Raw genomic sequence first — 21,532 nt, 5'->3', positions numbered from 1 at the left:
CCGCTTGAAGCTTGTACTTGGAGCTGTTTTGAAAAAACTTCAATCCTGCTATTGACTTAGGTTCGCTACCTGCGTAAATTTCGCGGCCTCGGAGATGCAAACGGGTGATTAGCTCAGCTGGGAGAGCGTCTGCCTTACAAGCAGAATGTCGGCGGTTCGATCCCGTCATCACCCACCAAATCCGAGAGTCTTGCGAGAGCAAGATGGAAGCTGTTAAAAGCCTCCACCGACGCGCAGCGGTAGTTCAGTCGGTTAGAATACCGGCCTGTCACGCCGGGGGTCGCGGGTTCGAGTCCCGTCCGCTGCGCCATATTTTCCGAGTCAGGCTTGACCTGATTCGAGATTGAAAGAGAGATTGAAAAGTCTCGGAGCTTTCAGTCAGACGAGTTAATTGAGCGTCAGCTCAAAGCGATACGCAGCGGTAGTTCAGTCGGTTAGAATACCGGCCTGTCACGCCGGGGGTCGCGGGTTCGAGTCCCGTCCGCTGCGCCATATCTGCCTCAAGGCCCGCTGAACGCCTTGGAGCTACGAAGAGAGCCGCTGGCAATCTTCGAGTCGATAGCAAAGACCCTGGTCGAAAGACCGGGGTTTTTTGTGTCTGCGATTTGGCTTTTCTCTCCTCCATACCCTCCCCAATGAACCTTTCTGCTCAGTCGATGCATAAAGGGCTTCCTTCGCACGCCTGACATTAATTAGAATCACTCTCATTTACGATAACTCCTTGGCACAGGGCTTCTTGAAATGAGCGATGCAGCGATGCCGGAGGAGCAAACCTTCCATGACTTGTACCGCGACCATCGCGGCTGGCTCGAAAACTGGTTGAGGCGGCGCATGAGCAATGGTCATGATGCGGCGGACCTGAGCCAGGATACGTTCGTGCGTGTGCTCGCCAGCTCCCAGCACATTGCTGACCTGCAAGAGCCCCGCGCCTACCTGGCGACCGTGGGCAAACGGCTGCTGACCAACTTCTACAAGCGCCGCAGCCTCGAACAGGCTTACCTCAACGCCCTGGCGCTGCTGCCTGAAGACTGCGTGCCATCCCCCGAGCAGCGCTGGATTCTGTTGGAAACCCTGCAAGCCCTCGACGAATTGCTCGATGGATTGCCGACTCCGGTACGACGGGCATTTCTCTGGAGCCAACTGGAAGGCCTGGGTTACCAGGAAATCGCCGAGCGCCTGCAAGTCTCCGAACGCACGATCAAGCGCTACATGGCCCAAGCCTACGAACACTGCCTGCTGGTGGACCTGTGATCGGTTCAGCCCCTTCGGCCGACGCCCGCCACGTCATGCGGGCTGCCGCGCAGTGGCTGGCGCTGATGGAATCGGGCACTGCCAATGAGCAGGACCGTGCCGAGTTGCAGACCTGGCGTGACAGCCATTCCAGTCACGAACAGGCCTGGCAGAAAGCGCAACGCTTGCGTCAACGTTTTAGCGACCTGCCGTCAGCATTGGCGATGGCCAGTCTGGATAGGCCGCAGCCGAGCCGGCGTGCGGTGCTCAAGCGCGCCGTGGGAGCGGTGGCGTTGGTGCCGACTGCCTGGCTGATCAGTCGGCAGTTGCCTTTGGATGTCTGGGGCGCCGACCTGCGCACGGCGACCGGCGAGGGCAAGAAAGTCCGGTTGGCCGATGGCAGCTCGCTGCAATTGAACACCGCGAGCGCCGTCGATATCGATCTGAGCACTCGGCTACTGAAGCTCGTGGAGGGCGAAATAGCCCTGAAAGTCCCCGGTTCGTCGCCGCTGACGATCCAGACTCACTTCGGCCAGGTAGTCGTCAGTCAGAGCGAAGTGTGTGTTCGCCAGTGGCCGACGGGTTGCCGGGTGTCGGTGCTCAACGGCGCGGTGCAGTTGGAGCCTTTGCGCGGACCGGTCTTTTCACTGCGCGCAGGCCAGCAAGTCAGCCTTCAGGCGGCAGGTGCCGGCGCTGTGGAGCCCTTCGACGTGCTTGCTCCAGGCTGGCGAGACGGTGTGTTGATGGCACAGAACCAGCCTCTGGGGGATTTCCTGCGTGAACTCAGCACCTATCGCCCGGGTGTGCTGCGCTGGGAGCCGGAACTGGAATCCCTGCGTGTCACCGGCAGTTTTCGCCTGGAAGACACCGATCGTATCCTCACGCTGTTAGCGGCCAGCTTGCCGCTGGAGGTGCATTCGCGTACGCGTTATTGGGTCACGCTACTGCCGCGCAAAAATAGTGTTTGAAGGGTGTCCCCTTTTTTCGCGTTGCTTGTCATTCAAGGCAAGTGAACGAATCAAGAGAGCTTCTTCAATGCCCGCAGTGTTCCCGTCGAGTCCGCGTTTGGCTTCATCCCGCCTGCGCCCGTTAATGCACTTGAGCCTGTTGCTGAGCCTCAGTGCCTGTCCGTTGTTTATCACCGCCGGTTGGGCCGAAGACGCGCCTCGACGCAGTTATCAGGTGCCGGCAGGCAGCCTTGGTGCAGCGCTGACCCGTTTCGCGGGTCTGGCCGGGGTCAATCTGTCTGTGGACCCGGCGCTGGTGAGCGGTCGCAACAGCCCCGGTCTGTCCGGCGAGTTCGCCGTGGAGGAGGGCTTTGCGCGGCTGTTGCAGGGTTCCGGTCTGCAACTGCAACCGGTGGGCGAGCAGGCCTACATCCTGACCTCGGCGCCCGAAGGCAGCGGTCTGCAACTCGGCGCCACCTCGATTCTCGGTTCCATCGACCCGGTGGGCGGTGATCCGTATGCCGGCGGCCAGGTCGCGCGTCGCGGTTCGCAAGGCTTGCTGGGCTCCAAAGATTTCATGGAAACGCCGTTCAGCATGACCACCTACACCAGCGAGGTGGTCAAGAACCAGCAGGCGCGGACCTTGGGCGACCTGATCGCCAACGATCCATCGGTTCGTGCCACGAACCCGGCGGGTGGGCGCTATGAGCAGTTCACCATTCGAGGGTTGAGTCTGTTCAACAGTGATGTCGCCTACAACGGTCTCTACGGCGTGTTGCCGACTTATACGATTGATATGGAGATGGCCGATCGTGTCGATGTGATCAAAGGTCCGAGCCAACTGATCAACGGCATCTCGCCGCGGGGCAGCGTGGGTGGCGGGATCAACGTGGTGGCCAAGCGCGCCACCGACAAGCCCATTACTTCGTTTACCGGTATGTACGCTTCCGACAGCCAGGTCGGCGGCGCAGTGGATGTTGGCCGGCGCTTTGGTGAAGATAACAAGTTCGGCATTCGTTTCAATGGCGTGAAGCAGTCCGGCGACACCGAATGGGATCAGCAGAATGTCGACCGCGAGATGGCCGTGCTGGGCCTGGATTTTCGCGGTGAACGCCTGCGTCTCTCGACGGACGTCGGCCGTACCGAGCGTGATACCGACGCGCCGCAGGAGCGGGTGCAGGTCAACGCCAACGCGCAGGTTCCACATGCCAGCGATGTGCGTCACAACTATGCACAACCCTGGAGCAAGGCGAGTACCAACGACACCTTTGGCACGGTGAACGCCGAATTCGACGTCAACGATTCCGTCATGCTCTACGGCGGTGTGGGCGCGCGCAAAAGCAATCATGACTTTCTCCGGCATGCCGTCGCGGTCACCAACGACAAGGGCGATTTCAGCGTTCAACCCCGTGATTTCACCCGTGACGAAAACGTCCGGACGGCCACGGCTGGGGTGCGCAACTGGTTTCATACCGGCCCGGTGAGCCATGAGGTGAACCTGGCGGCCAGTTATTTCTACATGGACTTCGAAAATGGCGGCGCACGTTACGCGGCGGCCCCCAGCAACCTCTACAACCCTGTGGAAACACCGACGCCGGTCAGGCCGACGCGCCAGGATCCGAAGGTCTATACCGAGAACCGCTTCAGCGGCGTGGCCTTGTCCGACACCCTGGGATTCTTCGATGACCGTTTGCTGCTGACCCTGGGCGCCCGCTGGCAGCGGGTGAAGGTCGACGACTGGTCGGATAACGTCAAAGGCGACACCGCCTACGACGAGGAAAAGGTTTCGCCGTCGGGCGGCATCCTGTTCAAGGCCACCGATAAGCTGTCGCTGTACGCGAACTACATGGAAGGCCTGAGCCAAGGCAAGATCGCGCCGTCGACCTCGATCAACGAAGACGAGATTTTCCCGCCATTCATCAGCCGCCAGGTCGAGGTCGGCGCCAAGTATGACGCCGGCGCGTTTGCCATGACCGCTGCGGTGTTCCGGATCAAGCAGCCAGCCTATGAGACCAACGCCACCACGCGGGTTTTCGGCCCGAACGGCAAGCGTGAAAACACGGGTGTGGAACTGAGTGTGTTCGGTGAGCCACTCGAGGGTTTCCGCCTGCTCGGCGGCGTCATGTATATCGACAGCGAGTTGACCAACACCGCCAATGGCACCTTCGACGGCAACCGGGCGCCGGCCACTCCGAAATACAACGTCAACCTGGGCGCCGAGTGGGACGTGCCGACCGTGCAGGGCCTGACCCTCACCAGCCGGGGCATCTATTCCAGTTCGCAGTATCTGGACCAGTCCAACAACAAGGAGATCGACTCGTGGGAGCGTTTCGACGTGGGCGCACGCTACGCGTTCAAGGTCGAGGAAAATAACATCACATTGCGCGCCAATATCGAGAACGTGGCCGACAAGCGCTACTGGAGTTCGGCCGGGGCGTCGGATGACAGTGAGCCAGGGTTGACGTTGTCGACACCGCGGACCTATCTGCTTTCGGCGACCGTCGACTTCTGACGGCATCGCGCTGACTGACCCGACGCCATCGCGAGCAGGCTCGCTCCCACACTGGTTTTGTGTTGTTGCATAGATTTAATCAACAACACCAATCCCCTGTGGGAGCGAGCCTGCTCGCGATAGCGGCATCAGCAACGCCGCAAGACTCAGCCCTGCAAATACACCGCATGCGTATGGGTGTACTCGTAAAGCCCATGCTTGCCATCCGCCCCGCCAATCCCGGATTTACGCACCCCGGCATGGAAGCCCTGCATGGCCTCGAAGTTCTCGCGGTTGACGTAAGTCTCACCAAAATCCAGCTCGCGCATTGCGTGCATGGTTTTACTGAGGTCGCGGGTGTAGATCGACGAAGTCAGGCCATAGTCGCAGTCGTTGGCCAGGGCGATGGCTTCGTCGAGGTCGTCGATAATCTGGATCGGCAGCACCGGGCCGAAAATCTCTTCGCGCATGATCTCCATGTCGGCGCTGCACCCGGCCAATACCGTGGGCTGGAAGTGAAAGCCGTTCGGCAAATCGGCAATCTGCCCACCGCTGATCAGACTCGCGCCCTGGCTCAAGGCCGTGCGCACTTTGCGGTTGACGCTGTCCAGGCCCTGACGGTTGATCAGCGGGCCCATTTCCACCTCTGGCTGGGCAATCGGATCGCCATAACGGGTGGCGCTCATCGCCGCTGCGATGCGTTCGATAAACGAGTCGGCGACCTTGCGTTCGACGTACACCCGCTCGGCGCAATTGCACACCTGACCGCTGTTGATGATCCGCGAATCGCGAATGGCTTTTACTGCCAGATCAAGGTCGGCATCCGCCAGCACAATGGCCGGCGCCTTGCCGCCCAGTTCCAGGTTGAGTTTGGTGATGTTCGGTGCGGCGGCGGCCATGATTCGCGAACCGGTGTCGACGCTGCCGGTGAAGCTGATCATGTCCACGCCCTTGTGCGCACTGAGCGCTGCGCCCACTCGACCATCGCCGCAAACCACGTTGAACACGCCCGCCGGCAGATCGGTTTCGGCCACCAGCCGGGCGAATTCGAAGCAGTTGTTCGGGGTTTCTTCACTGGGTTTGATCACGATGGTATTGCCGGTCAGCAGGGCCGGCGCCATCTTGCGGGCGATCAGGAAAAACGGGAAATTCCACGGCAGAATCCCGGCGACCACGCCCAGTGGTTTGCGAAACAGAAAGATGTTTTCGTTCTGCCGGTCGCTGGTGATGATTTCGCCTTCGATGCGCCGGGCCCACTCGGCCATGTAGTCGAGGTAGTCGGCGGTGAAATTGACTTCCACTTCCGCCAGGCCGCTGACCTTGCCTTGTTCGAGGGTGATGGTGCGGGCCAAGTGCTGGACGTTCTCCCGCAGCTTGGCGGCGATCCGGCGTAGATGCCCGGCGCGTTCAATCGCCGGTTTGCGCGACCAGTCTTTTTGCGCGGCGCGCGCGGCGGCAAGGGCGTGGTCGACGTCTTCGGCCGTCGAGGCCGGGACTTTCGACAGCACGACACCCGTGGCCGGGTTGATCACATCGATATGGTCGGTGCTGGCCACGAACTGGCCGTTGATGAAGTTTTCGTACACGGGCACGGACGACATTGGGGCGACTCCTTGGCTGATCAGTAAGTGCGCGACGGCGCGTGTTCGGTGGCTGGTGTGCGATAGCGGGCCAGGGTGGCCATGGCGCTTTGGCGCAGCAGGCTGATGTCGATGGCCACGGCAATGAACTGACACCCCCAGCTTTGATAGCGGCGCGCGTCTTCTTCGTTCGGCGCGAGGATGCCGCAAGCCTTGCCGGCTGCGAGCGTTGCTTTCACTGCGTGCTGGATGCGTTCCTGAACGTCAGGATGGCCAGGGTTGCCGGCATGGCCGAGGCCGATGGACAAATCCGCCGGGCCGATAAACACCGCGTCGACGCCTTCGACGGCGGCGATCGCTTCGACGTTTTCCACGCCAATCCGCGATTCCACCTGAACGATCAGGCACAACTGTTCATGGGCGGTGTTGAGGTAATCGGGCACGCCGTCCCAGCGCGTGGCGCGGGTCAAACCGCCGCCGACGCCGCGAACACCGTGGGGCGGGTAACGCATGGCGCGCACCAGGGCGGCCGCTTGCTCTGCGGTTTCCACCATCGGAATCATCAGCGTCTGCGCACCGATATCCAACAGTTGCTTGATCAAGTTGGCATCGCCCGTCACCGCACGCACCACGGGCGCCGTGGAGTAGGGCGCCACCGCCTGCAATTGCGCGAGTACGCCGGGCACGGTGTTCGGCGCGTGTTCACCGTCGATCAGCATCCAGTCGTAACCGGTGGTGGCGACGATTTCGGCGGCGTAGCCGGTGGCGAAACCGGCCCAGATTCCGTACTGGGTCGCCGGATTTTTCAGCGCGGCCTTGAAAGCGTTGTGAGGCATGTTCATAGCGGGGTCCTTTCTCAGCGGTTGTACGGCCGATGCAGTTGGCATTCCGGGTTCAGGGTCACGCCGAAACCTGGCTGGTCGAGTGCCGAGAGGCGCATGCGGCCGTTCACCGGAACCGGTTCGCCGAGCAATTGCGGGTGGAACATCGGCACCACTTCGTCAGCCTTCGGCGCCATCATCAGAAACTCGGCGAACGGGCTGTTATGCCGGGTGGCGACGAAGTGGTAGCTGTAAACCGAAGAACCGTGAGGAATCACCAGCGCGTTGTGGGCATCGGCCAGGGCGGAAATCTTCACCAGTTCGGTGATCCCGCCGCACCAGCCGACGTCCGGCTGGATGATGTCGCAGCAGCCCATTTCCAGGAGCATGCGGAAACCCCAGCGAGTGGCTTCGTGTTCGCCGGTGGTCACCAGCATGCCTTTGGGCACGTTGTTGCGCAGGGCCGCGTAGCCCCAGTAATCGTCCGGCGGCAGAGCCTCTTCGATCCACTTCAAACCGTACTCGTGGGCGCCGACCGCCAGCTTGGTGGCGTAGTTGAGGTCCAGGCTCATCCAGCAATCGAGCATCAGCCAGAAGTCCGGGCCCACCCGCTCGCGCATGGTCGCCAGTTCTTCGAGGTTCTTGCGCAGGCCTTCCTCGCCTTCGGCCGGGCCGTGATGCAACGGTATCTTGCCGCCAATGAAGCCCATTTTCTGCGCCAGGTCCGGACGGGCGCCGGTGGCGTAGAACTGCAATTCGTCGCGCACCGCACCGCCGAGCAACTGATGCACCGGCTCTTTGCGGATCTTGCCGAGCAAGTCCCACAACGCCAGATCAACCCCGGAGATCGTGTTGATGACGATGCCTTTGCGACCGTAATACAGGGTCGATTGGTACATCTGGTCCCAGATTTTTTCGATGTCGGTGACCCGTGCGCCTTCGAGGAAACGCGCCAAGTGTTTTTCGACAATGTACGCGGCAGGCTCGCCACCGGTGGTGACGGCGAAACCGACCGTGCCGTCGCTGGCTTCGATCTCGACCACCAGCGTGCCGAGCACGTTGATGCCGAAGGTGCGGCGGCTCTGGCGGTACTCGGGGTATTTGCTCATCGGCGTGGCAATGTGATCGTCGATCCAGTGACCGTCCGCCTGATCGTGATAATCCGCGCCGCCGCCTCTCAACGTGAAGGCGCGGACGTGTTTGATGGTTGGAATGCCCATGGTGTGACTCCTCAGGTTAAACGGTGGCCGGTGTGTTGGAAGGTTTCTGGACGGGTGAACGGATGCCCAGGACCAGCAACGCGGCGATGACGGTGGTGCCGGCCAGTACGTATAAGCCTGCGGCCGGTGAATGGAAGGCGCCTTCGGCCCAGTTCTTCAGGACCGGGGCGATGAAGCCGCCGAGGGCGCCGAACGAGTTGATCAGGGCAATCCCGGCTGCAGCGGCGCTGCCGGCGAGATAGCTGGAAGGAAAGGTCCAGAACACCGGTTGCACAGCGATGAAACCCGAAGCGGCGAAACACAGGGCGACGATGCCGAGGAACGGGCTGGCGAAGGTCACCGAGCAGGCGATTCCGGCTGCGGACATCAGCAACGTCAGGCAGGCGGTGCGGCGACGTTCGCCGGTGCGGTCGCTGTAGCCGGGGATCAGGTACGCCGCGACTATCGCGCAGATCCATGGGATCGCCGTGACCAGTCCGACCATCAGCCCGACCTTTGTGCCCAGCAGCCCGCCGACCTGGGTCGGCAGATAGAACACCACGCCGTAGACGCTGGCCTGAATCAGCAGATAAATCAGGCACAAGTACAGAACTGAGGGTTGGCACAGAACATTGAGCAGGCTGCGGCCATGATTCTGTTTGTGGCTATCTTCTTGATCGAGGATGCCTTGCACTTGCTGGCGTTCTTCAACCGTCAGCCACTTCGCGTCGGCCGGGCGATTGTCCAGATACCAATAAGCCCAGACGCCCACCGCCGTGGCCATCAAGCCTTCAACCGCGAACAGCCATTGCCAGCCGTGGACGCCGGCAAATCCGTCCAGCTCCAACAGCAAGCCAGACAACGGACTGCCAAAGATGAACGCCAGCGGTGCACCGAAGTAGAAAAAACCCATGGCTTTGCCGCGCGCGGCGCTGGGGAACCAGTAGGTGAGGTAAAGGATCACGCCGGGGAAGAAACCGGCCTCGGCCACGCCCAGCAAAAAGCGCAGGACGTAGAAACTGGTTTCGGTGTGGGCAAAGACCATGGCGGCGGAGACCAGCCCCCAGGTCACCATGATCCGGCACATCCACAGGCGGGCGCCGACACGGTGCAGGATCAGATTGCTCGGCACTTCAAGCAGCGCGTAACCCACGAAAAACACCCCGGCGCCGAAGGCGAAGGCGGCGTCGCTGATGTTGGTGTCGGCTTGAAAGGCTTGCTTGGCGAACCCGACGTTGGCGCGGTCGAGGAAGGCCATGATGTACATCAGTAGCAGGAAGGGGAGCAGCCGCCAGGAAATTTTGGCGAGCAGAGGCGCAGGTAGAGTCTTCATCGCAGTTTTCCTTTGGTAGGGCATTTGTTCTTATGGGAAAGACTGTACGGCCGCGGATCGATGCGTTACAAATCGAATCTAGCTCACAACTGATACCTCGAGGGTATCGATAACAAAGGCCCGCCATGACCACGCCGATCATCTCCCGCAGCCTGCTCAACCGTCTGCGCTACAAGCATTTGCACATGCTGGTGACGCTCAGCAGCAGCCAGAACCTGCACCGCGCCTCGCAAAGCCTGAACATGTCGCAACCGGCGGCGACCCGGATGCTGCATGAGATTGAAGACATGTTCGGCTGCGACCTGTTCGAGCGCCTGCCGCGCGGAATGCGGCCAACAGCACTGGGCAGCGAGTTGATTCGTTTCGCCGAATCCGCCCTCAGCGGCCTCGACCGCTGCGCCGAAGACCTGATCGCGCGGCAGCAGGGCGGTTACGGTTATCTGTCCATCGGCACCATCATGGGCGCCGCACCGGACCTGGTGATGGATTCGATTGCCGAAATCAAGGCGCTCAATCCGCAGTTGCGCATTCGCATCATGGGCGACACCAGCGATCAGGTGATCCAGTTGCTGGAGCAGGGCCGCATCGACCTCGCCATTGCCCGTCGCAACGCTGCCACCGACAGCGAACATTACGAGTTCGAACAACTGGGCAACGAACGGTTGCTGGTTGTCGTTCACGCCGGTCATCCCTTGGTGCAACGGGAAACGCTCGAACTCTCGGAACTGGTCAGCGGCTGGCCGTGGATCCTGCAGCCGGAAACCAGCCCGGCGCGCATCGGGCTGGATCAGGCCTTGCAGCGCCTGGCCTTGCCGACACCCGCCGACATCATCGAATGCAGCTCGGTGTACTCGATGCAGCAACTGATTCAACTGACCGACGCCATCATGGTGCTCTCGGAAACCGCGTTGCGCGACTACCTGAAAATGGGTCTGGTGGTGGCGCTGCCGGTGGAGCTGGATGTGCAACTGGCGCCATTCGGATTGTTGCTGCGCAAGGGCGAACACATCAGCCGGGAGTTGGGTTTGTTCATCGATTTGCTTCGCCGGAAAGCGGCGGTTTTCTGATTATTTGGTCAGATTTTTGTTGCCAGTTGTTTTCTACAAGCCGATATATCTATAAAGTTAACCTTTCGGTCAGCTTTGCACTGTCAACACAGCCCTTTGCTTCGTCAAAAAGGGCTTCTGCAAGACTCGAGATCCCCAGAACATAACCAGAAGGGCGGACCCATAACCGCCCAGAGGATGATCCATGTCCAACCGTGAAATATCCCGGCGCTCGTTCCTTCAGGGCGGGCTGGTGGCGGGTGTGAGCGTGACGCTCACGCCGCTCAGCAGTCAGGCGCTGGCGGCCTTGATGGAAAACAGCGTGACCGTGCCGTCCGAGCAATGGCTCGGCAACAACGGCAAGGCGCGCTCGCGTAACGATGCCTTGTCCAAGGTCTGCGGCAGCAAAGTGTTTGCCCGTGACATCCGCGCCAAGGACATGCCGGGCTGGCCGCAGCAACAAGGCCACGCCATGCTGCTGAAGACCACCAAGGCCGATCGCATTTATGCCGGTTACGACCTGACGTGGCTCGGCGCCGACTTGCAGCCGGACCGCATCGTCACCGCCGCCGACCTGGACAAGGACGGCATCGCCTTCCCGGAAGAGCACGCGCCGGATCCGCTGCTGCCGGAGGGCAAGGTGCCGATGTTCATCGGCCATCCCGTGGCGATCCTGATCTGGAACGACTTCGAACGCTTCCGCCAGGCCAAGGCCAGACTCAAATTCAATGACAAAGCGATTCGTTACGGCGACAAAGTGCCGTTCTATGAAGGCGATCCCTACGGCAGTTTCCGCTACGTGCGCGTCGGTGGGGCGACCTCGGCGGATGAAGACGAATTCGCCAGCCTGAAGGATTCGATCCTGTTCCCAATGCTGCGCAACCGTCGTCCGGTGTGGAATTCCCAACCGAACCTGCACGGCAACCTGACCGAGCGCGGCTTGTTCTACGCCGAGCGCATGAAGCAGCAAATCGACACGCCGCCAGACAACTGGCTGGTGTTCGACGAGCGTTACAAAACCCCGTCGATCGAACCGGCGGCGATGGAACCGGACAACGGCAACGGCTGGTACGACCCGGCGACCAAAACCCTGCATTTTGTCGTCGCCACCCAGTGCCCGCTGGAGACCGCGACCGAAACCGCGAAGATGATCGCACCGTCGCGTTTCGGCCTGGCCAACCTGAACATGCACCCGGGCTACACCGTCGGTTATGGCTCCAAAGATCACAACATTTTCGTGTACTACGCGGCGCTTGCGGCGTTGTACGGCGCCGGTGTGCCGGTGCGTCTGGCCAACGATCGCTACGAGCAGTTCCAGAGCGGCATCAAGCGTCACCCGTTCGACATCCGCTACCAACTGGCGGTGGACAAGACCGATCACAGCTTCAAGATTTTCCGCGCCGAGATGAACGTCGACGGCGGTGGACGGATCAACTACAGCCCCTCTGTGGCGGCGGTTGGCGCCACGGCGGCGCAGTCGATCTACTACATGCCGCAGAACGATTTGCAGGTCACCGCCTACCATTCCCGCGCCGTTGAAGCGGGGTCGATGCGTGGATACGGCACCCTGCAAAGCATGGCCTCCACCGAGATGATGGTCGATGAGATTGCCGATCGCCTCGGCATTGACGCCATTGATCTGCGCAAGAAAAACGCCATGGTCTCGGGCATGGAAAACACCCAGGGCGCGGTGCCGGCAGGCGCGTTGCGCCTGCACGAAATTCTCGATAAAGCCGCTGTCCACGAAGTCTGGAAAAACCGCGACGCGATCAAAAAGCAGCGCGAAGCCCGGGACCCGGACAACTGGTACGGCGTCGGTTTTGCCATCTGCCAGAAAGACTTCGGCACCGGTTCCGAAGCGCCGATGGCCAGCATCGAATTCACCGCTGATGGGCACATCACCCTGCGCCACATCGGTATCGAAATCGGCACCGGCATGTCCACCTCGCAAGCCTTGGTCGTGGCGGATTTCCTTGGCGTCCCGGCGACTGAAGTGAAGACCGGCGAGACCGAATGGAAAGAGTTGCAGCTGATCACCGGCGGCAACCCGTACCTCATGAGCCAGGCCGAGCAGGACACTGTGCTGCGCAATCCGCGCTGGGTCGGCAAACTCGCCTCGGCCTCATCGGCGACCAACTCCGCCTATTACTTCAGCCACGCCACCCGTGAAGCGGCGCGCGTGTTGTTCAACCACGGTTTGTGGCCGGCGGCGTTGCAGATCTGGGGTCAGGGCCCTTACGGCGGCCAGGCCAACCCGTATGTGGTGCGCCGTGAAGATGCGCATTGGGTCGACGGCCGACTCACCGCCAACGGCATGCAGCCGCTGAGCTTTGAGCAACTGGCCAGGCACGCCCACGAAAAAGGCCTGGTGACCGGCGCGACCGTGCACGGTTTCAACCGCTGGAGCTGGGCCGAGGCCGAGTTCAGCATCGACGGCGTGCGTGAACGTCTGCCGCTGGACGGCTTGGCGGTCAAGTACGGCGACGGCGCGCCGAGCGTGAAAAAGGCACAGATGAACAGCGCCGGTTTTCACTTGCTGGATCGCCAGAACGTGCATTACCCGGACACGCAGTTGAACAACGCGGCGGTGACTTATTACAGCCCGGTGGCGACGCTGGTGGAACTGAAAGTGAACAAGGGCTCCGCCGAAGTGCAGGTGCTCAACCATCACTCGTGGGTCGAGTGCGGTCGGGTGCTGGTGGAAGAACTGGTCAAGGGCCAGCTCGAAGGCGGGATCGCCATGGGCATCGGCCATGCGCTGATGGAGGAGATGCCGCTGTACGAAGGCGGGCCGGGGGAGGGTGACTGGAATTTCAACCGCTACCGCTTGCCAATGGCGCGACACGTAGCGGTGTGGACGCAGACGGCCGAGATCCTGCCGCCGCTGTCGCCGAGCGATCCATCCAAGGGCATCGCCGAAGTGGTGATGATCCCGGTGGTCGGTGCCATCGGTAACGCTGTGGCGCATGCCATCGGCAAACGGGTCCGCGACCTGCCTATCACTTCTGCCCGCATCAAGGAGGCCCTCAATGGCTAACCGTCCGCTTCAACTGACCCTCAATGGTCAATCCGTCGGCCCGGTGGACATCCCTGATGACCTGCCGATGATCGATTACCTGCACGAATACAAAAACCTCACCGGCTCGCGCCTGGGCTGCGGCCAGGGCATCTGCCACGCCTGCGTAGTGATCGTCGACAACCCGGACGGCACCAGCGAAGAAGTACGCACCTGCATCACCGGTGCGCACTATTTCGAAGGCAAAAAAGTGCGGACCATTGAAGGCCACGCGACCCGCGATGAACAGGGCCAGGTCACTGAACTCAATCCGATCCAGCAGCGCTTCGTCGATGAATTTGCCTTCCAGTGCAGCTACTGCGCACCGGGTTTTGTAAATGCCGCGACGGTGTTGGTGGAGAAGCTGCAACGTCAGCCCATCGTCAAAAGCCAGCTGGAAAAAGTCATCGAGGACAGCCTCGGTCACCATATCTGCCGCTGCACCGGCTACGTGCGGTATTACAGCGCGACGCGCAACGTGCTGACCGATCTCGGCCTGGTCAAGGAGGGTTGAGCATGAAGCATTTACTGTCCCGTCTGGCGTTGGCGGTGGGTCTGGCTGCGTCTGTGTTGCTGGCTCATGCGGATGATCAAGTCGTTCGTGGTGCCTATCTCGCCCGCGCCGCCGATTGCATGGCCTGCCACACCGCGCCGGGTGGCGCGCCGTATGCCGGTGGGCTGCCGATCGTCTCGCCGTTCGGCACGATCTACGGCACCAACATCACCCCGAGCAAAGAGCACGGCATCGGTTTGTACAACGATGACGAATTCTTCGCCGCGCTCACCGAGGGCAAGCGTCGCGATGGTGCGAACCTGTACCCGGCGATGCCGTACACCTCCTATCACTTGATGCCGCGCGCAGATTCCGATGCGATTCACGCGTACCTGAAAACCGTCGAGCCGATCGAACGGGCAGCGCCGGTCACGAGCCTGAGCTTTCCGTTCAACGTGCGCCTGGGCTTGACGGGCTGGAACATGCTCTACGGCAAGGACGTGAAACTGGCGCCGGCCGACGGCAAAAGCGAAGCCTGGAAGCGCGGCCAGTACATGGTTGACGTGCTCGGTCATTGCGGCGAATGCCACACCCCGCGCGGCTTGCCGGGCGCGATGCGGCAGGACAAACGCATGACCGGCGGCGTGCTCAACGGCTATCTGGCGCCTAGCCTGCTGGCCAACGACCTGGCCGCTCGGGGCTGGAATCATCAGGACCTGAGCACGTTCCTCAAACACGGCATGAGCGCCCAGGGCACGATGTTCAACGAGATGTTCCCGGTGTTTCACAACAGCACCCAAGGCCTCAATGACCCGGACCTGGCAGCAATGGCAACCTTCCTGCTCGGCGATCAACCGCCGACCGCGAAGGTACTGACCGACGTGCCGCTGGACAAGCTCGGTGCCAGCGCCCAGCGCGGTCGTCAGGATTACCTGAACGTCTGCGCCGGTTGCCACGCGGTCGGCGGCGAGGGCAAGCCGCACATCGCCGTGGCCATGCGCGGCAACACCACGCTGCGCCTGGAAGATCCGCGCAACCTGGTGCGGGTGATCGACGACGGCATTGGTGAGCAGAAATTCACCGGGTTCGAACACATGCAACCGATGCCGGGGTTCGCTGAGAAGCTCAGTCACGAGCAACTCACCGATCTGCTCAACTACCTGCGTCAAGGGTGGGGTGGTCAGACAGGTGATCTGGCCGTGAGCGACGTGCAGACGTTGCGCGCCGATGCACCGCCACTCGAGCACAAGGCGCACTGACATGCAGCATCTCGATTTGCAAGTCGTGCGCCGGGCGCTGGAATGGTCGATGGCCGGCCAGCGCATCTGGCTGTGCACGGTGCTCGCCACCTATGGCTCGGCGCCGCGCGCGCCGGGCTCGTTGTTGGCGGTGAACACCGACGGACAATGGATCGGCTCGCTGTCCGGCGGCTGCGTCGAGGAAGACTTTCTCGAACGCGTCGCCGAGGGCGCGTTTGTTGATGCGGTCAGCGTGGTCCGTTATGGCGAAGGCGACGATCCGCATTCTCGTGTGAGTTTGCCCTGCGGTGGTGTGCTCGATGTACTGGTGGAGAAGCTCGAATCCGGGTGTGAAGTTCAGGCTCATTTGCGGGAACTGGAGTCAGCGTTGCTCGGCCAGCGGCGGCTGATCCGCGAGATCGATCTGGCCAGCGGTGCACGCAGCCTATTCACTGATCGTGAGCAGGGCGTGCGCATCGAACGGGAGATTGATCGGGTGCGCGTGCGGATCGGCGCGGCTCAGCGTTTGCTGTTGGCGGGGTATTCCAGCGTCGCCCAGGTGTGCGCGGAGTTTGCGGTTGGCCTCGGGTTCGAGGTGATTCTCTGTGATCCGCGCGACGAGGTGCTGGAAGGTGTCGTGCTGGAAAACGTTGAGATTCGTCGTCAATTGCCGTCCGTGTTCATTGCTGATGGCGGCTGCCACAGCGACACCGCGGTGGTGGCCTTGACTCACGATCCGCGCATCGACGATTTGGCGATGATGGAAGCCGTGCGCACCGAGGCGTTTTACATCGGTGTGATGGGCTCCCTGCAGACCTCGCAGAAGCGCTTCGAGCGGTTGCGCAGGATTGGTGGGTTGGGAGACGCAGAGCTGGCGCGGATTCATGCGCCCATCGGCCTGAATCTGGGCAGTAAAACCCCTGCGGAAATTGCCCTCGCCGTGCTCGCCGACATTCTGCGAATCCGCAGCGGCATCGCACGGGATCGACTTTAGACACCATTCCCCTTGTGGGAGCGAGCCTGCTCGCGAAGAGGCCGGCACATCCAACATCCATGTTGACTGTTTCGCCGCCTTCGCGAGCAGGCTCGCTCCTACAAAGGATTTCAGTCGTTCTTAGTACCCGAACTTGTCCCGCAGCCCGTAATACCAAGCACCCAGCGCGGCAAACGGTGTGCGCAGCAATTGCCCGCCGGGGAACGGGTAGTGGGGCAGATCGGCAAACGCGTCGAAACGCTCAGCCTGGCCACGCAGCGCTTCGGCCAGCACCTTGCCCGCCAGGTGCGTGTACGTGACGCCGTGGCCGCTGCAACCCTGGGAATAGTAGATGTTGTCGCCGATCCGCCCGACCTGAGGAAGGCGCGAGAGGGTCAGCAGGAAATTGCCGGTCCAGGCGTAATCAATCTTCACGTCCTTGAGTTGCGGGAACGCCTTGAGCATCTTCGGCCGGATGATCGCTTCGATGTTCGCCGGATCCCGCGCGCCATAGACAACACCACCCCCGAAGACCAGGCGCTTGTCGCCGGTCAGGCGGTAGTAATCGAGCAGGTAATTGCAGTCCTCGACGCAGTAATCCTGCGGCAGCAGACGCTTGGCCATTTCATCGCCCAAAGGCTCGGTGGTGATGACCTGAGTGCCGCAAGGCATCGACTTGGCCGCGAGTTCCGGCACCAGATTGCCGAGATAGGCATTGCCGGCCACGATAATGAACTTGGCCCTGACCTTGCCCTGCGGCGTATGCACCACCGGATTTGCGCCGCGCTCAATGCGGACCGCTGGCGACTGCTCATAAATAGTACCGCCCAGCGACTCGACCGCCGCCGCTTCGCCCAATGCCAGGTTGAGTGGGTGAATGTGCCCGCCGCTCATGTCGAGCATGCCGCCGACGTATTGCTCGCAGGCCACCACCTCACGTATGCGCTTTTGATCCAGCAACTCAAGCTGCGTATGACCAAAACGTTCCCACAGGCGTTTCTGCGATTCCAGATGGCCCATCTGCTTGGCAGTGATGGCAGCGAACACGCCACCGTCCTTCAAGTCGCACTGGATATTATATTTGGCGACCCGCTCACGAATGATCCGCCCGCCTTCAAACGCCATTTGCCCCAGCAACTGAGCCTGCTTGGGACCGACGCTGCGTTCGATCACATCAATGTCACGGCTATAACTGTTAACGATCTGTCCACCGTTACGGCCCGACGCACCAAAACCCACCTTGGCGGCTTCCAGCACCGTGACCTTGAAACCGTTCTCCAGCAAAAACAGGGCTGAGGACAGACCGGTGTAACCGGCACCGATCACACAGACATCAGTCTCTACGTCATCCTGCAAGGCCGGGCGCGGCGGAACCGCATTGGCCGACGCGGCGTAATAGGATTCGGGGTAGGGGGTGTTCGCCATCCGGCTGCCTCTGTTTAATATATTTTACGAGTGCCTCGATCCTACCCGAGTTAAAAATCGACCGCCAGCCACCGGAAAATCTTCTTAACCGCCGCTAAATTAAATATTTTGCATATTCATAGGGTTAGCTCGAAAAAAGGTGTTGACACCCCTCCGGAATTCCGTAGAATGCCGCCTCACAGCAGGCACGTAGCTCAGTTGGTTAGAGCACCACCTTGACATGGTGGGGGTCGTTGGTTCGAGTCCAATCGCGCCTACCAAACAAAATCCGCTCTGCTGGGCGGTCTAGAAGGGCTCACCGAAAGGTGGGCCCTTTTTTGTTGTCTGTGTCCCGTCCTGAATAAGGTTTACACCTTCTGATCTGTTTTTCAGGAGGACGTAATGGAATCAGCAAAAAGGCGTAGTCAGCGAGACTACACGCTGACCTTTAAATTGTCGGTAGTCGATCAGGTCGAAAAAGGCGAGCTGAGCTATAAAGAGGCTCAGGAGCGCTACGGGATTCAAGGCAAAACGACCGTTCTGACGTGGTTACGCAAGCACGGTCGGCAGGATTGGAGCCCAGGCACATACATTGGCTCGCCGAGGATGGGGTCTATGCCCGACAAAAACCGACCATTAACGCCAGAACAACGCATCAAAGAGCTTGAAGAACAGTTGGCGCTGTCCAATCAGAAAGCGCAGTTTTTCGAGGCGGTCGTGGATGTCTTGAAAAATGACTACGGTCTCTCTGTCGTAAAAAAGCGTCCCGGCAAGTCCTCGCGCAAAAACGAATCCAAAACCTGAGCATCAGCAGGGCTTGCCAGTTCATGGGGATAAGCCGCCAGGCTTACTACAAACGCAATCGCGCCGATGCAGCTCGTCTGGTTCTGGATCAGAAAGTTGCCGATTTCGTTCAACAAAAGCGCCTGCGGCAGCCGCGGCTGGGCACCCGAAAGCTGTATTACTTGCTGCAATGCCAGCCTCAACTTGAGCTGCAAGTGGGGCGAGATCGGCTGTTTTCGATTCTGCGTGAACGGCGTTTATTGGTGGCTCGCAAGCGGGCTTATCACAAGACGACCAATAGTCATCATCGCTTTCACCGCCACCCGAACCTGCTCAAACCAGGTCCTGATCAGGTTGTTCCCTGCGGCCCGGAACAAGTCTGGGTGGCTGACATAACCTATTTGCCAACTCAGGAAGGTGTGGCTTATCTGAGCCTTGTGACGGATGCTTTTTCGCGAAAGATCGTGGGCTATCACGTCCATGAAAGCCTTCATGCCGAGTCGGTAGCACACGCGCTGAGCTGGGCGGTAAAGCACCGTCGGACAGAGCAGCCGTTGGTGCACCACTCAGATAGAGGTATCCAATATTGCTCGGGGATGTACCAAGCGTTGCACGCGAAATACGGCATTCGATGTTCAATGACGGATGGCTATGACTGCTACCAAAATGCCTTGGCAGAGAGGGTCAACGGGATACTGAAGACAGAGCTTATGCTTCAGCGGCCGCAGGATTTGACGCAAGCGAAGAAGATGGTGAGTGAGTCGGTATCGATCTACAACGGCGAGCGACCGCACCTGTCTTTGAAATACAAAACGCCCGATGCGGTGCATCGGGCGTTAGGGTGAAACAGGTGTAAACCTATTTCAGGACTAGACACTGGCGTTTAGCAATTCCAGCCTCTCACCTACAGACGGTATAGTTCAGTCAGCTAAATTGTTAAGGAGATCTTGCTATGGATAAGGCATTTCGAAATCCCATGTTTCTAACCGGCATCCCGCTGGCCATTTGCGGATCCAGCTTTGGCTTGACCGGCTTGTTGAACGAAGCAACGTTCAGTGACATGGCGCCCGGGCTGCTCATTCCAGGGCTCGCCTTTATGTTGATCGGCTGGATGCAGAGGAACAAGTGAGCTTCTCGGCCGTTTACGCCATAGCTAATCTTGAGCGTCGAGCAGATAACTGACGTAAACAGCAGGATTGATCATCCTGCTTTTTCTATTTAGATCCCTGATCAGTAAGAGCAGGGGCTATCGGTTAAAGCGCTCAACCAGCGAATACTGAGTTTTAGCTGTCTGTGTTAGTTCCTTGGTTACCTCGGCGGAATGCCTGGCTTGCTCAGACGTCTGATCGGCGAGGGTTGCGATGGTGGTGATGTTGCGGCTGATTTCCTCTGCGACGGCCGACTGCTCTTCAGTCGCGGCCGCGATCTGGGTGGTCATATCGGTGATGTTGGCGACGGCTTCACTGATGCCGATCAGGGCTTTATCGGCTTCCAGCACCCACGCAACTCCTTCTTCGGCCTGGCGCTGGCCGCTTTCCATAGTCTTCACGGCATTGTTTGAAGAGACCTGTAGCTTGGAAATCAGGCCGTGAATCTGGGTCGTCGACTCGGTTGTTCGCTGTGCCAATTGGCGCACTTCGTCTGCGACGACCGCGAAACCTCGGCCCATTTCTCCCGCGCGTGCAGCTTCGATTGCGGCATTGAGCGCCAATAAGTTGGTTTGATCGGCAATGCCTTTGATCACATCGACGACCGTCCCTATTTCGTTACTGTCTTTGGCCAGTTGCGCGACGGTCTGGCCTGTCTCGCCTACCACATTGGAGAGCCGCTGAATGGCGTCGCGGGTGTCCCGGGCTACGTCACGTCCGCGGCCTGTCAGCACGTTGGCTGCCTGGGTGGCGTCGGCAGTGCGCTGGACGTGGCTTGCGACCTCTTGCGTGGTCGCTGCCATCTGATTGACGGCGGCCGATACCTGCTCGGTTTCGATTCGTTGGCGATCAAGTCCACGTGAACTGTCGGAGGCGAGAGCATCAGATCTCCCGGCCAGCCCGGTGAGCTGCTCTGCGGTGTCTTGTAAGCGTGTCAGGCAAGTCTTGAGGCGTGATGCCTGGCTCACGAAGGCCGTTTCAAGACGCGCCTGATGACCTCGCTCGTCGCTATACATTTGCGCGATCAGTTGGTCGGAAGTGGAAGCTCTGCCATTTCCAGCAGATGCAGCGCACCGCGCTTCTGCCGGCGCGAAGCAATCAGGCCCATCGGAGCCGATACACCTACGGCTACCAATGCTGCCAAGGGAGGACTGAGGAAAACACCGCCCAAAGTCCCCGCTAAGCCCATGGCCAGGAACGGCAGCCAGTCCATCAAGACGGGTTGCCATTTGTCGCTGCCGGGGACTGCCGACTTGCCCCGGTTGATTCGTTTATAGAGAGCTTCGGCCCGGCGGATTTGTTCGATGCTCGGTTTTACCCGGACCGACTCATAACCAACGACTTGGCTCCCTTCAAATATGGGCGTGACGTAGGCATTGACCCAGTAGTGGTCGCCGTTCCTGGAGCGGTTCTTGACGATGCCCATCCACGGGTTGCCTTGTTTGAGGGCGCTCCACATATGGGCGAATATGGCGGATGGCACGTCAGGATGACGAACGATGTTTTGAGGCGCGCCTATCAGATCTGACTTGTTGAAACCGCTGATGTCTACGAAGGTGTCGTTGCAGTAAGTGATGACCCCTCGTGAGTCCGTTGTCGAGATGAGTTTCTGTTGAGGTCCAAGGGCAACCTCACGTTGTGTAACGGGTTGATTGTTTCTCATCTGTGTTGCTCCTATGCCCTAAGCTTGAGACATCGGCAAGAATTTGCAAAAGGTTAACGAGTTCTTGGAAATGAAACTGTCTTGTGTCGGAAAGTTTATGGGTTGGCGCGTTTGCGTTGGTCTTCAGC

Annotated in this window: 14 protein-coding genes, 4 tRNA genes and 2 pseudogenes; 14 read left to right on the top strand and 6 right to left on the bottom strand. The window is 60.2% G+C overall.

Going from position 1 to position 21,532, the window contains the following annotated elements; all coding sequences use genetic code 11:
- Window positions 1-102: 102 nt before the first annotated feature.
- From RHP74_RS20240 to RHP74_RS20215, 6 genes are all read left to right on the top strand, one after another.
- Window positions 103-178: transfer RNA gene (locus RHP74_RS20240), tRNA-Val, on the top strand.
- Window positions 179-233: 55 nt separating this feature from the next.
- A tRNA-Asp gene (locus tag RHP74_RS20235) sits at window positions 234-310 on the top strand.
- A gap of 105 nt (window positions 311-415) precedes the next feature.
- Window positions 416-492: transfer RNA gene (locus RHP74_RS20230), tRNA-Asp, on the top strand.
- A gap of 249 nt (window positions 493-741) precedes the next feature.
- A complete protein-coding gene (locus RHP74_RS20225; RefSeq protein WP_077750333.1) occupies window positions 742-1,251 on the top strand; it encodes a sigma-70 family RNA polymerase sigma factor in 510 nt (169 codons plus the stop codon).
- Complete coding sequence (locus RHP74_RS20220) at window positions 1,248-2,198, top strand: FecR domain-containing protein (protein ID WP_311096183.1); 951 nt, start codon at window positions 1,248-1,250, stop codon at window positions 2,196-2,198. Before RHP74_RS20225 ends, RHP74_RS20220 begins: the two co-directional genes overlap by 4 nt.
- A 67-nt stretch (window positions 2,199-2,265) precedes the next feature.
- Window positions 2,266-4,689 (top strand): TonB-dependent receptor, encoded by a 2,424-nt coding sequence (locus tag RHP74_RS20215; RefSeq protein ID WP_311096182.1) that lies wholly within the window; start codon window positions 2,266-2,268, stop codon window positions 4,687-4,689.
- Window positions 4,690-4,835: 146 nt separating this feature from the next.
- Here RHP74_RS20215 and aldA read toward each other — a convergent pair whose 3' ends face one another.
- The 4 genes from aldA to RHP74_RS20195 are packed head-to-tail and all read right to left on the bottom strand — an operon-like array spanning window position 4,836 to window position 9,601.
- Window positions 4,836-6,269, bottom strand: coding sequence for an aldehyde dehydrogenase (gene aldA, locus RHP74_RS20210; RefSeq protein WP_311096181.1), 1,434 nt, complete (start codon window positions 6,267-6,269; stop codon window positions 4,836-4,838).
- Window positions 6,270-6,289: 20 nt separating this feature from the next.
- Complete coding sequence (locus RHP74_RS20205; protein WP_010456008.1) at window positions 6,290-7,090, bottom strand: aldolase/citrate lyase family protein; 801 nt, start codon at window positions 7,088-7,090, stop codon at window positions 6,290-6,292.
- 14 nt (window positions 7,091-7,104) lie between these two features.
- On the bottom strand, window positions 7,105-8,289 hold the full coding sequence (rhmD, locus tag RHP74_RS20200) for an L-rhamnonate dehydratase (protein ID WP_311096180.1): 1,185 nt from the start codon (window positions 8,287-8,289) through the stop codon (window positions 7,105-7,107).
- Between the two features lie 16 nt (window positions 8,290-8,305).
- Window positions 8,306-9,601 carry an MFS transporter gene (locus tag RHP74_RS20195; RefSeq protein WP_304818766.1) on the bottom strand — a complete coding sequence of 432 codons (1,296 nt, stop codon included), beginning with the start codon at window positions 9,599-9,601 and terminating at the stop codon, window positions 8,306-8,308.
- Between the two features lie 125 nt (window positions 9,602-9,726).
- Between RHP74_RS20195 and RHP74_RS20190 the strand changes: the two genes are divergently transcribed.
- The 5 genes from RHP74_RS20190 to RHP74_RS20170 all read left to right on the top strand — a co-directional run bounded on the left by RHP74_RS20190 (window position 9,727) and on the right by RHP74_RS20170 (window position 16,427).
- Entirely contained in the window at window positions 9,727-10,668 is a 942-nt protein-coding gene (locus tag RHP74_RS20190; protein ID WP_010456001.1) for a LysR family transcriptional regulator, read from the top strand.
- A gap of 184 nt (window positions 10,669-10,852) precedes the next feature.
- Window positions 10,853-13,684 carry a xanthine dehydrogenase family protein molybdopterin-binding subunit gene (locus tag RHP74_RS20185; RefSeq protein ID WP_311096179.1) on the top strand — a complete coding sequence of 944 codons (2,832 nt, stop codon included), beginning with the start codon at window positions 10,853-10,855 and terminating at the stop codon, window positions 13,682-13,684.
- The gene (locus tag RHP74_RS20180; protein ID WP_010455997.1) at window positions 13,677-14,216 is read left to right on the top strand and encodes a (2Fe-2S)-binding protein; all 540 of its coding nucleotides are present in this window, start codon (window positions 13,677-13,679) and stop codon (window positions 14,214-14,216) included. Before RHP74_RS20185 ends, RHP74_RS20180 begins: the two co-directional genes overlap by 8 nt.
- Before the next feature lie 2 nt (window positions 14,217-14,218).
- Window positions 14,219-15,454, top strand: a complete 1,236-nt coding sequence (locus RHP74_RS20175) for a cytochrome c (protein ID WP_311096178.1) — start codon at window positions 14,219-14,221, stop codon at window positions 15,452-15,454.
- A gap of 1 nt (window position 15,455) precedes the next feature.
- The gene (locus RHP74_RS20170) at window positions 15,456-16,427 is read left to right on the top strand and encodes an XdhC family protein (protein WP_282410135.1); all 972 of its coding nucleotides are present in this window, start codon (window positions 15,456-15,458) and stop codon (window positions 16,425-16,427) included.
- A gap of 120 nt (window positions 16,428-16,547) precedes the next feature.
- Here RHP74_RS20170 and RHP74_RS20165 read toward each other — a convergent pair whose 3' ends face one another.
- A complete protein-coding gene (locus tag RHP74_RS20165; protein ID WP_102594073.1) occupies window positions 16,548-17,831 on the bottom strand; it encodes an FAD-binding oxidoreductase in 1,284 nt (427 codons plus the stop codon).
- Window positions 17,832-18,014: 183 nt separating this feature from the next.
- On the opposite strand from RHP74_RS20165, the gene RHP74_RS20160 reads away from it, so the two are divergent.
- The 3 genes and pseudogenes from RHP74_RS20160 (at window position 18,015) to RHP74_RS20150 (ending at window position 19,722) form a co-directional block, all read left to right on the top strand.
- Window positions 18,015-18,091 (top strand) — tRNA-Val (locus tag RHP74_RS20160).
- A gap of 121 nt (window positions 18,092-18,212) precedes the next feature.
- Window positions 18,213-19,466 (top strand): annotated as a pseudogene (locus RHP74_RS20155) (IS3 family transposase).
- Window positions 19,467-19,545: 79 nt separating this feature from the next.
- On the top strand, window positions 19,546-19,722 hold the full coding sequence (locus tag RHP74_RS20150) for a hypothetical protein (protein ID WP_172791342.1): 177 nt from the start codon (window positions 19,546-19,548) through the stop codon (window positions 19,720-19,722).
- A 117-nt stretch (window positions 19,723-19,839) separates the two neighbouring features.
- Here the strand turns inward: RHP74_RS20150 and RHP74_RS20145 are convergent.
- Window positions 19,840-21,404: pseudogene (locus tag RHP74_RS20145) on the bottom strand (methyl-accepting chemotaxis protein).
- Window positions 21,405-21,532 lie beyond the last annotated feature (128 nt).

The organism is Pseudomonas sp. SG20052, assembly GCF_031766055.1.
Lineage (GTDB): Bacteria > Pseudomonadota > Gammaproteobacteria > Pseudomonadales > Pseudomonadaceae > Aquipseudomonas > Aquipseudomonas mandelii.
Note: the sequence above shows the minus strand (reverse complement) of the source record. Positions and strands in the feature narration are given on the sequence as shown.

Bases quoted from the DNA above. Each gene is read 5' to 3' on its own strand.
- RHP74_RS20150 (WP_172791342.1), top strand. From the start codon at position 19,546: ATGGATAAGGCATTTCGAAATCCCATGTTTCTAACCGGCATCCCGCTG.
- RHP74_RS20185 (WP_311096179.1), top strand. From the start codon at position 10,853: ATGTCCAACCGTGAAATATCCCGGCGCTCGTTCCTTCAGGGCGGGCTG.
- RHP74_RS20170 (WP_282410135.1), top strand. From the start codon at position 15,456: ATGCAGCATCTCGATTTGCAAGTCGTGCGCCGGGCGCTGGAATGGTCG.
- RHP74_RS20180 (WP_010455997.1), top strand. From the start codon at position 13,677: ATGGCTAACCGTCCGCTTCAACTGACCCTCAATGGTCAATCCGTCGGC.
- RHP74_RS20225 (WP_077750333.1), top strand. From the start codon at position 742: ATGAGCGATGCAGCGATGCCGGAGGAGCAAACCTTCCATGACTTGTAC.
- RHP74_RS20190 (WP_010456001.1), top strand. From the start codon at position 9,727: ATGACCACGCCGATCATCTCCCGCAGCCTGCTCAACCGTCTGCGCTAC.
- RHP74_RS20195 (WP_304818766.1), bottom strand. From the start codon at position 9,601: ATGAAGACTCTACCTGCGCCTCTGCTCGCCAAAATTTCCTGGCGGCTG.
- RHP74_RS20165 (WP_102594073.1), bottom strand. From the start codon at position 17,831: ATGGCGAACACCCCCTACCCCGAATCCTATTACGCCGCGTCGGCCAAT.
- aldA (WP_311096181.1), bottom strand. From the start codon at position 6,269: ATGTCGTCCGTGCCCGTGTACGAAAACTTCATCAACGGCCAGTTCGTG.
- RHP74_RS20175 (WP_311096178.1), top strand. From the start codon at position 14,219: ATGAAGCATTTACTGTCCCGTCTGGCGTTGGCGGTGGGTCTGGCTGCG.
- RHP74_RS20205 (WP_010456008.1), bottom strand. From the start codon at position 7,090: ATGAACATGCCTCACAACGCTTTCAAGGCCGCGCTGAAAAATCCGGCG.
- rhmD (WP_311096180.1), bottom strand. From the start codon at position 8,289: ATGGGCATTCCAACCATCAAACACGTCCGCGCCTTCACGTTGAGAGGC.
- RHP74_RS20215 (WP_311096182.1), top strand. From the start codon at position 2,266: ATGCCCGCAGTGTTCCCGTCGAGTCCGCGTTTGGCTTCATCCCGCCTG.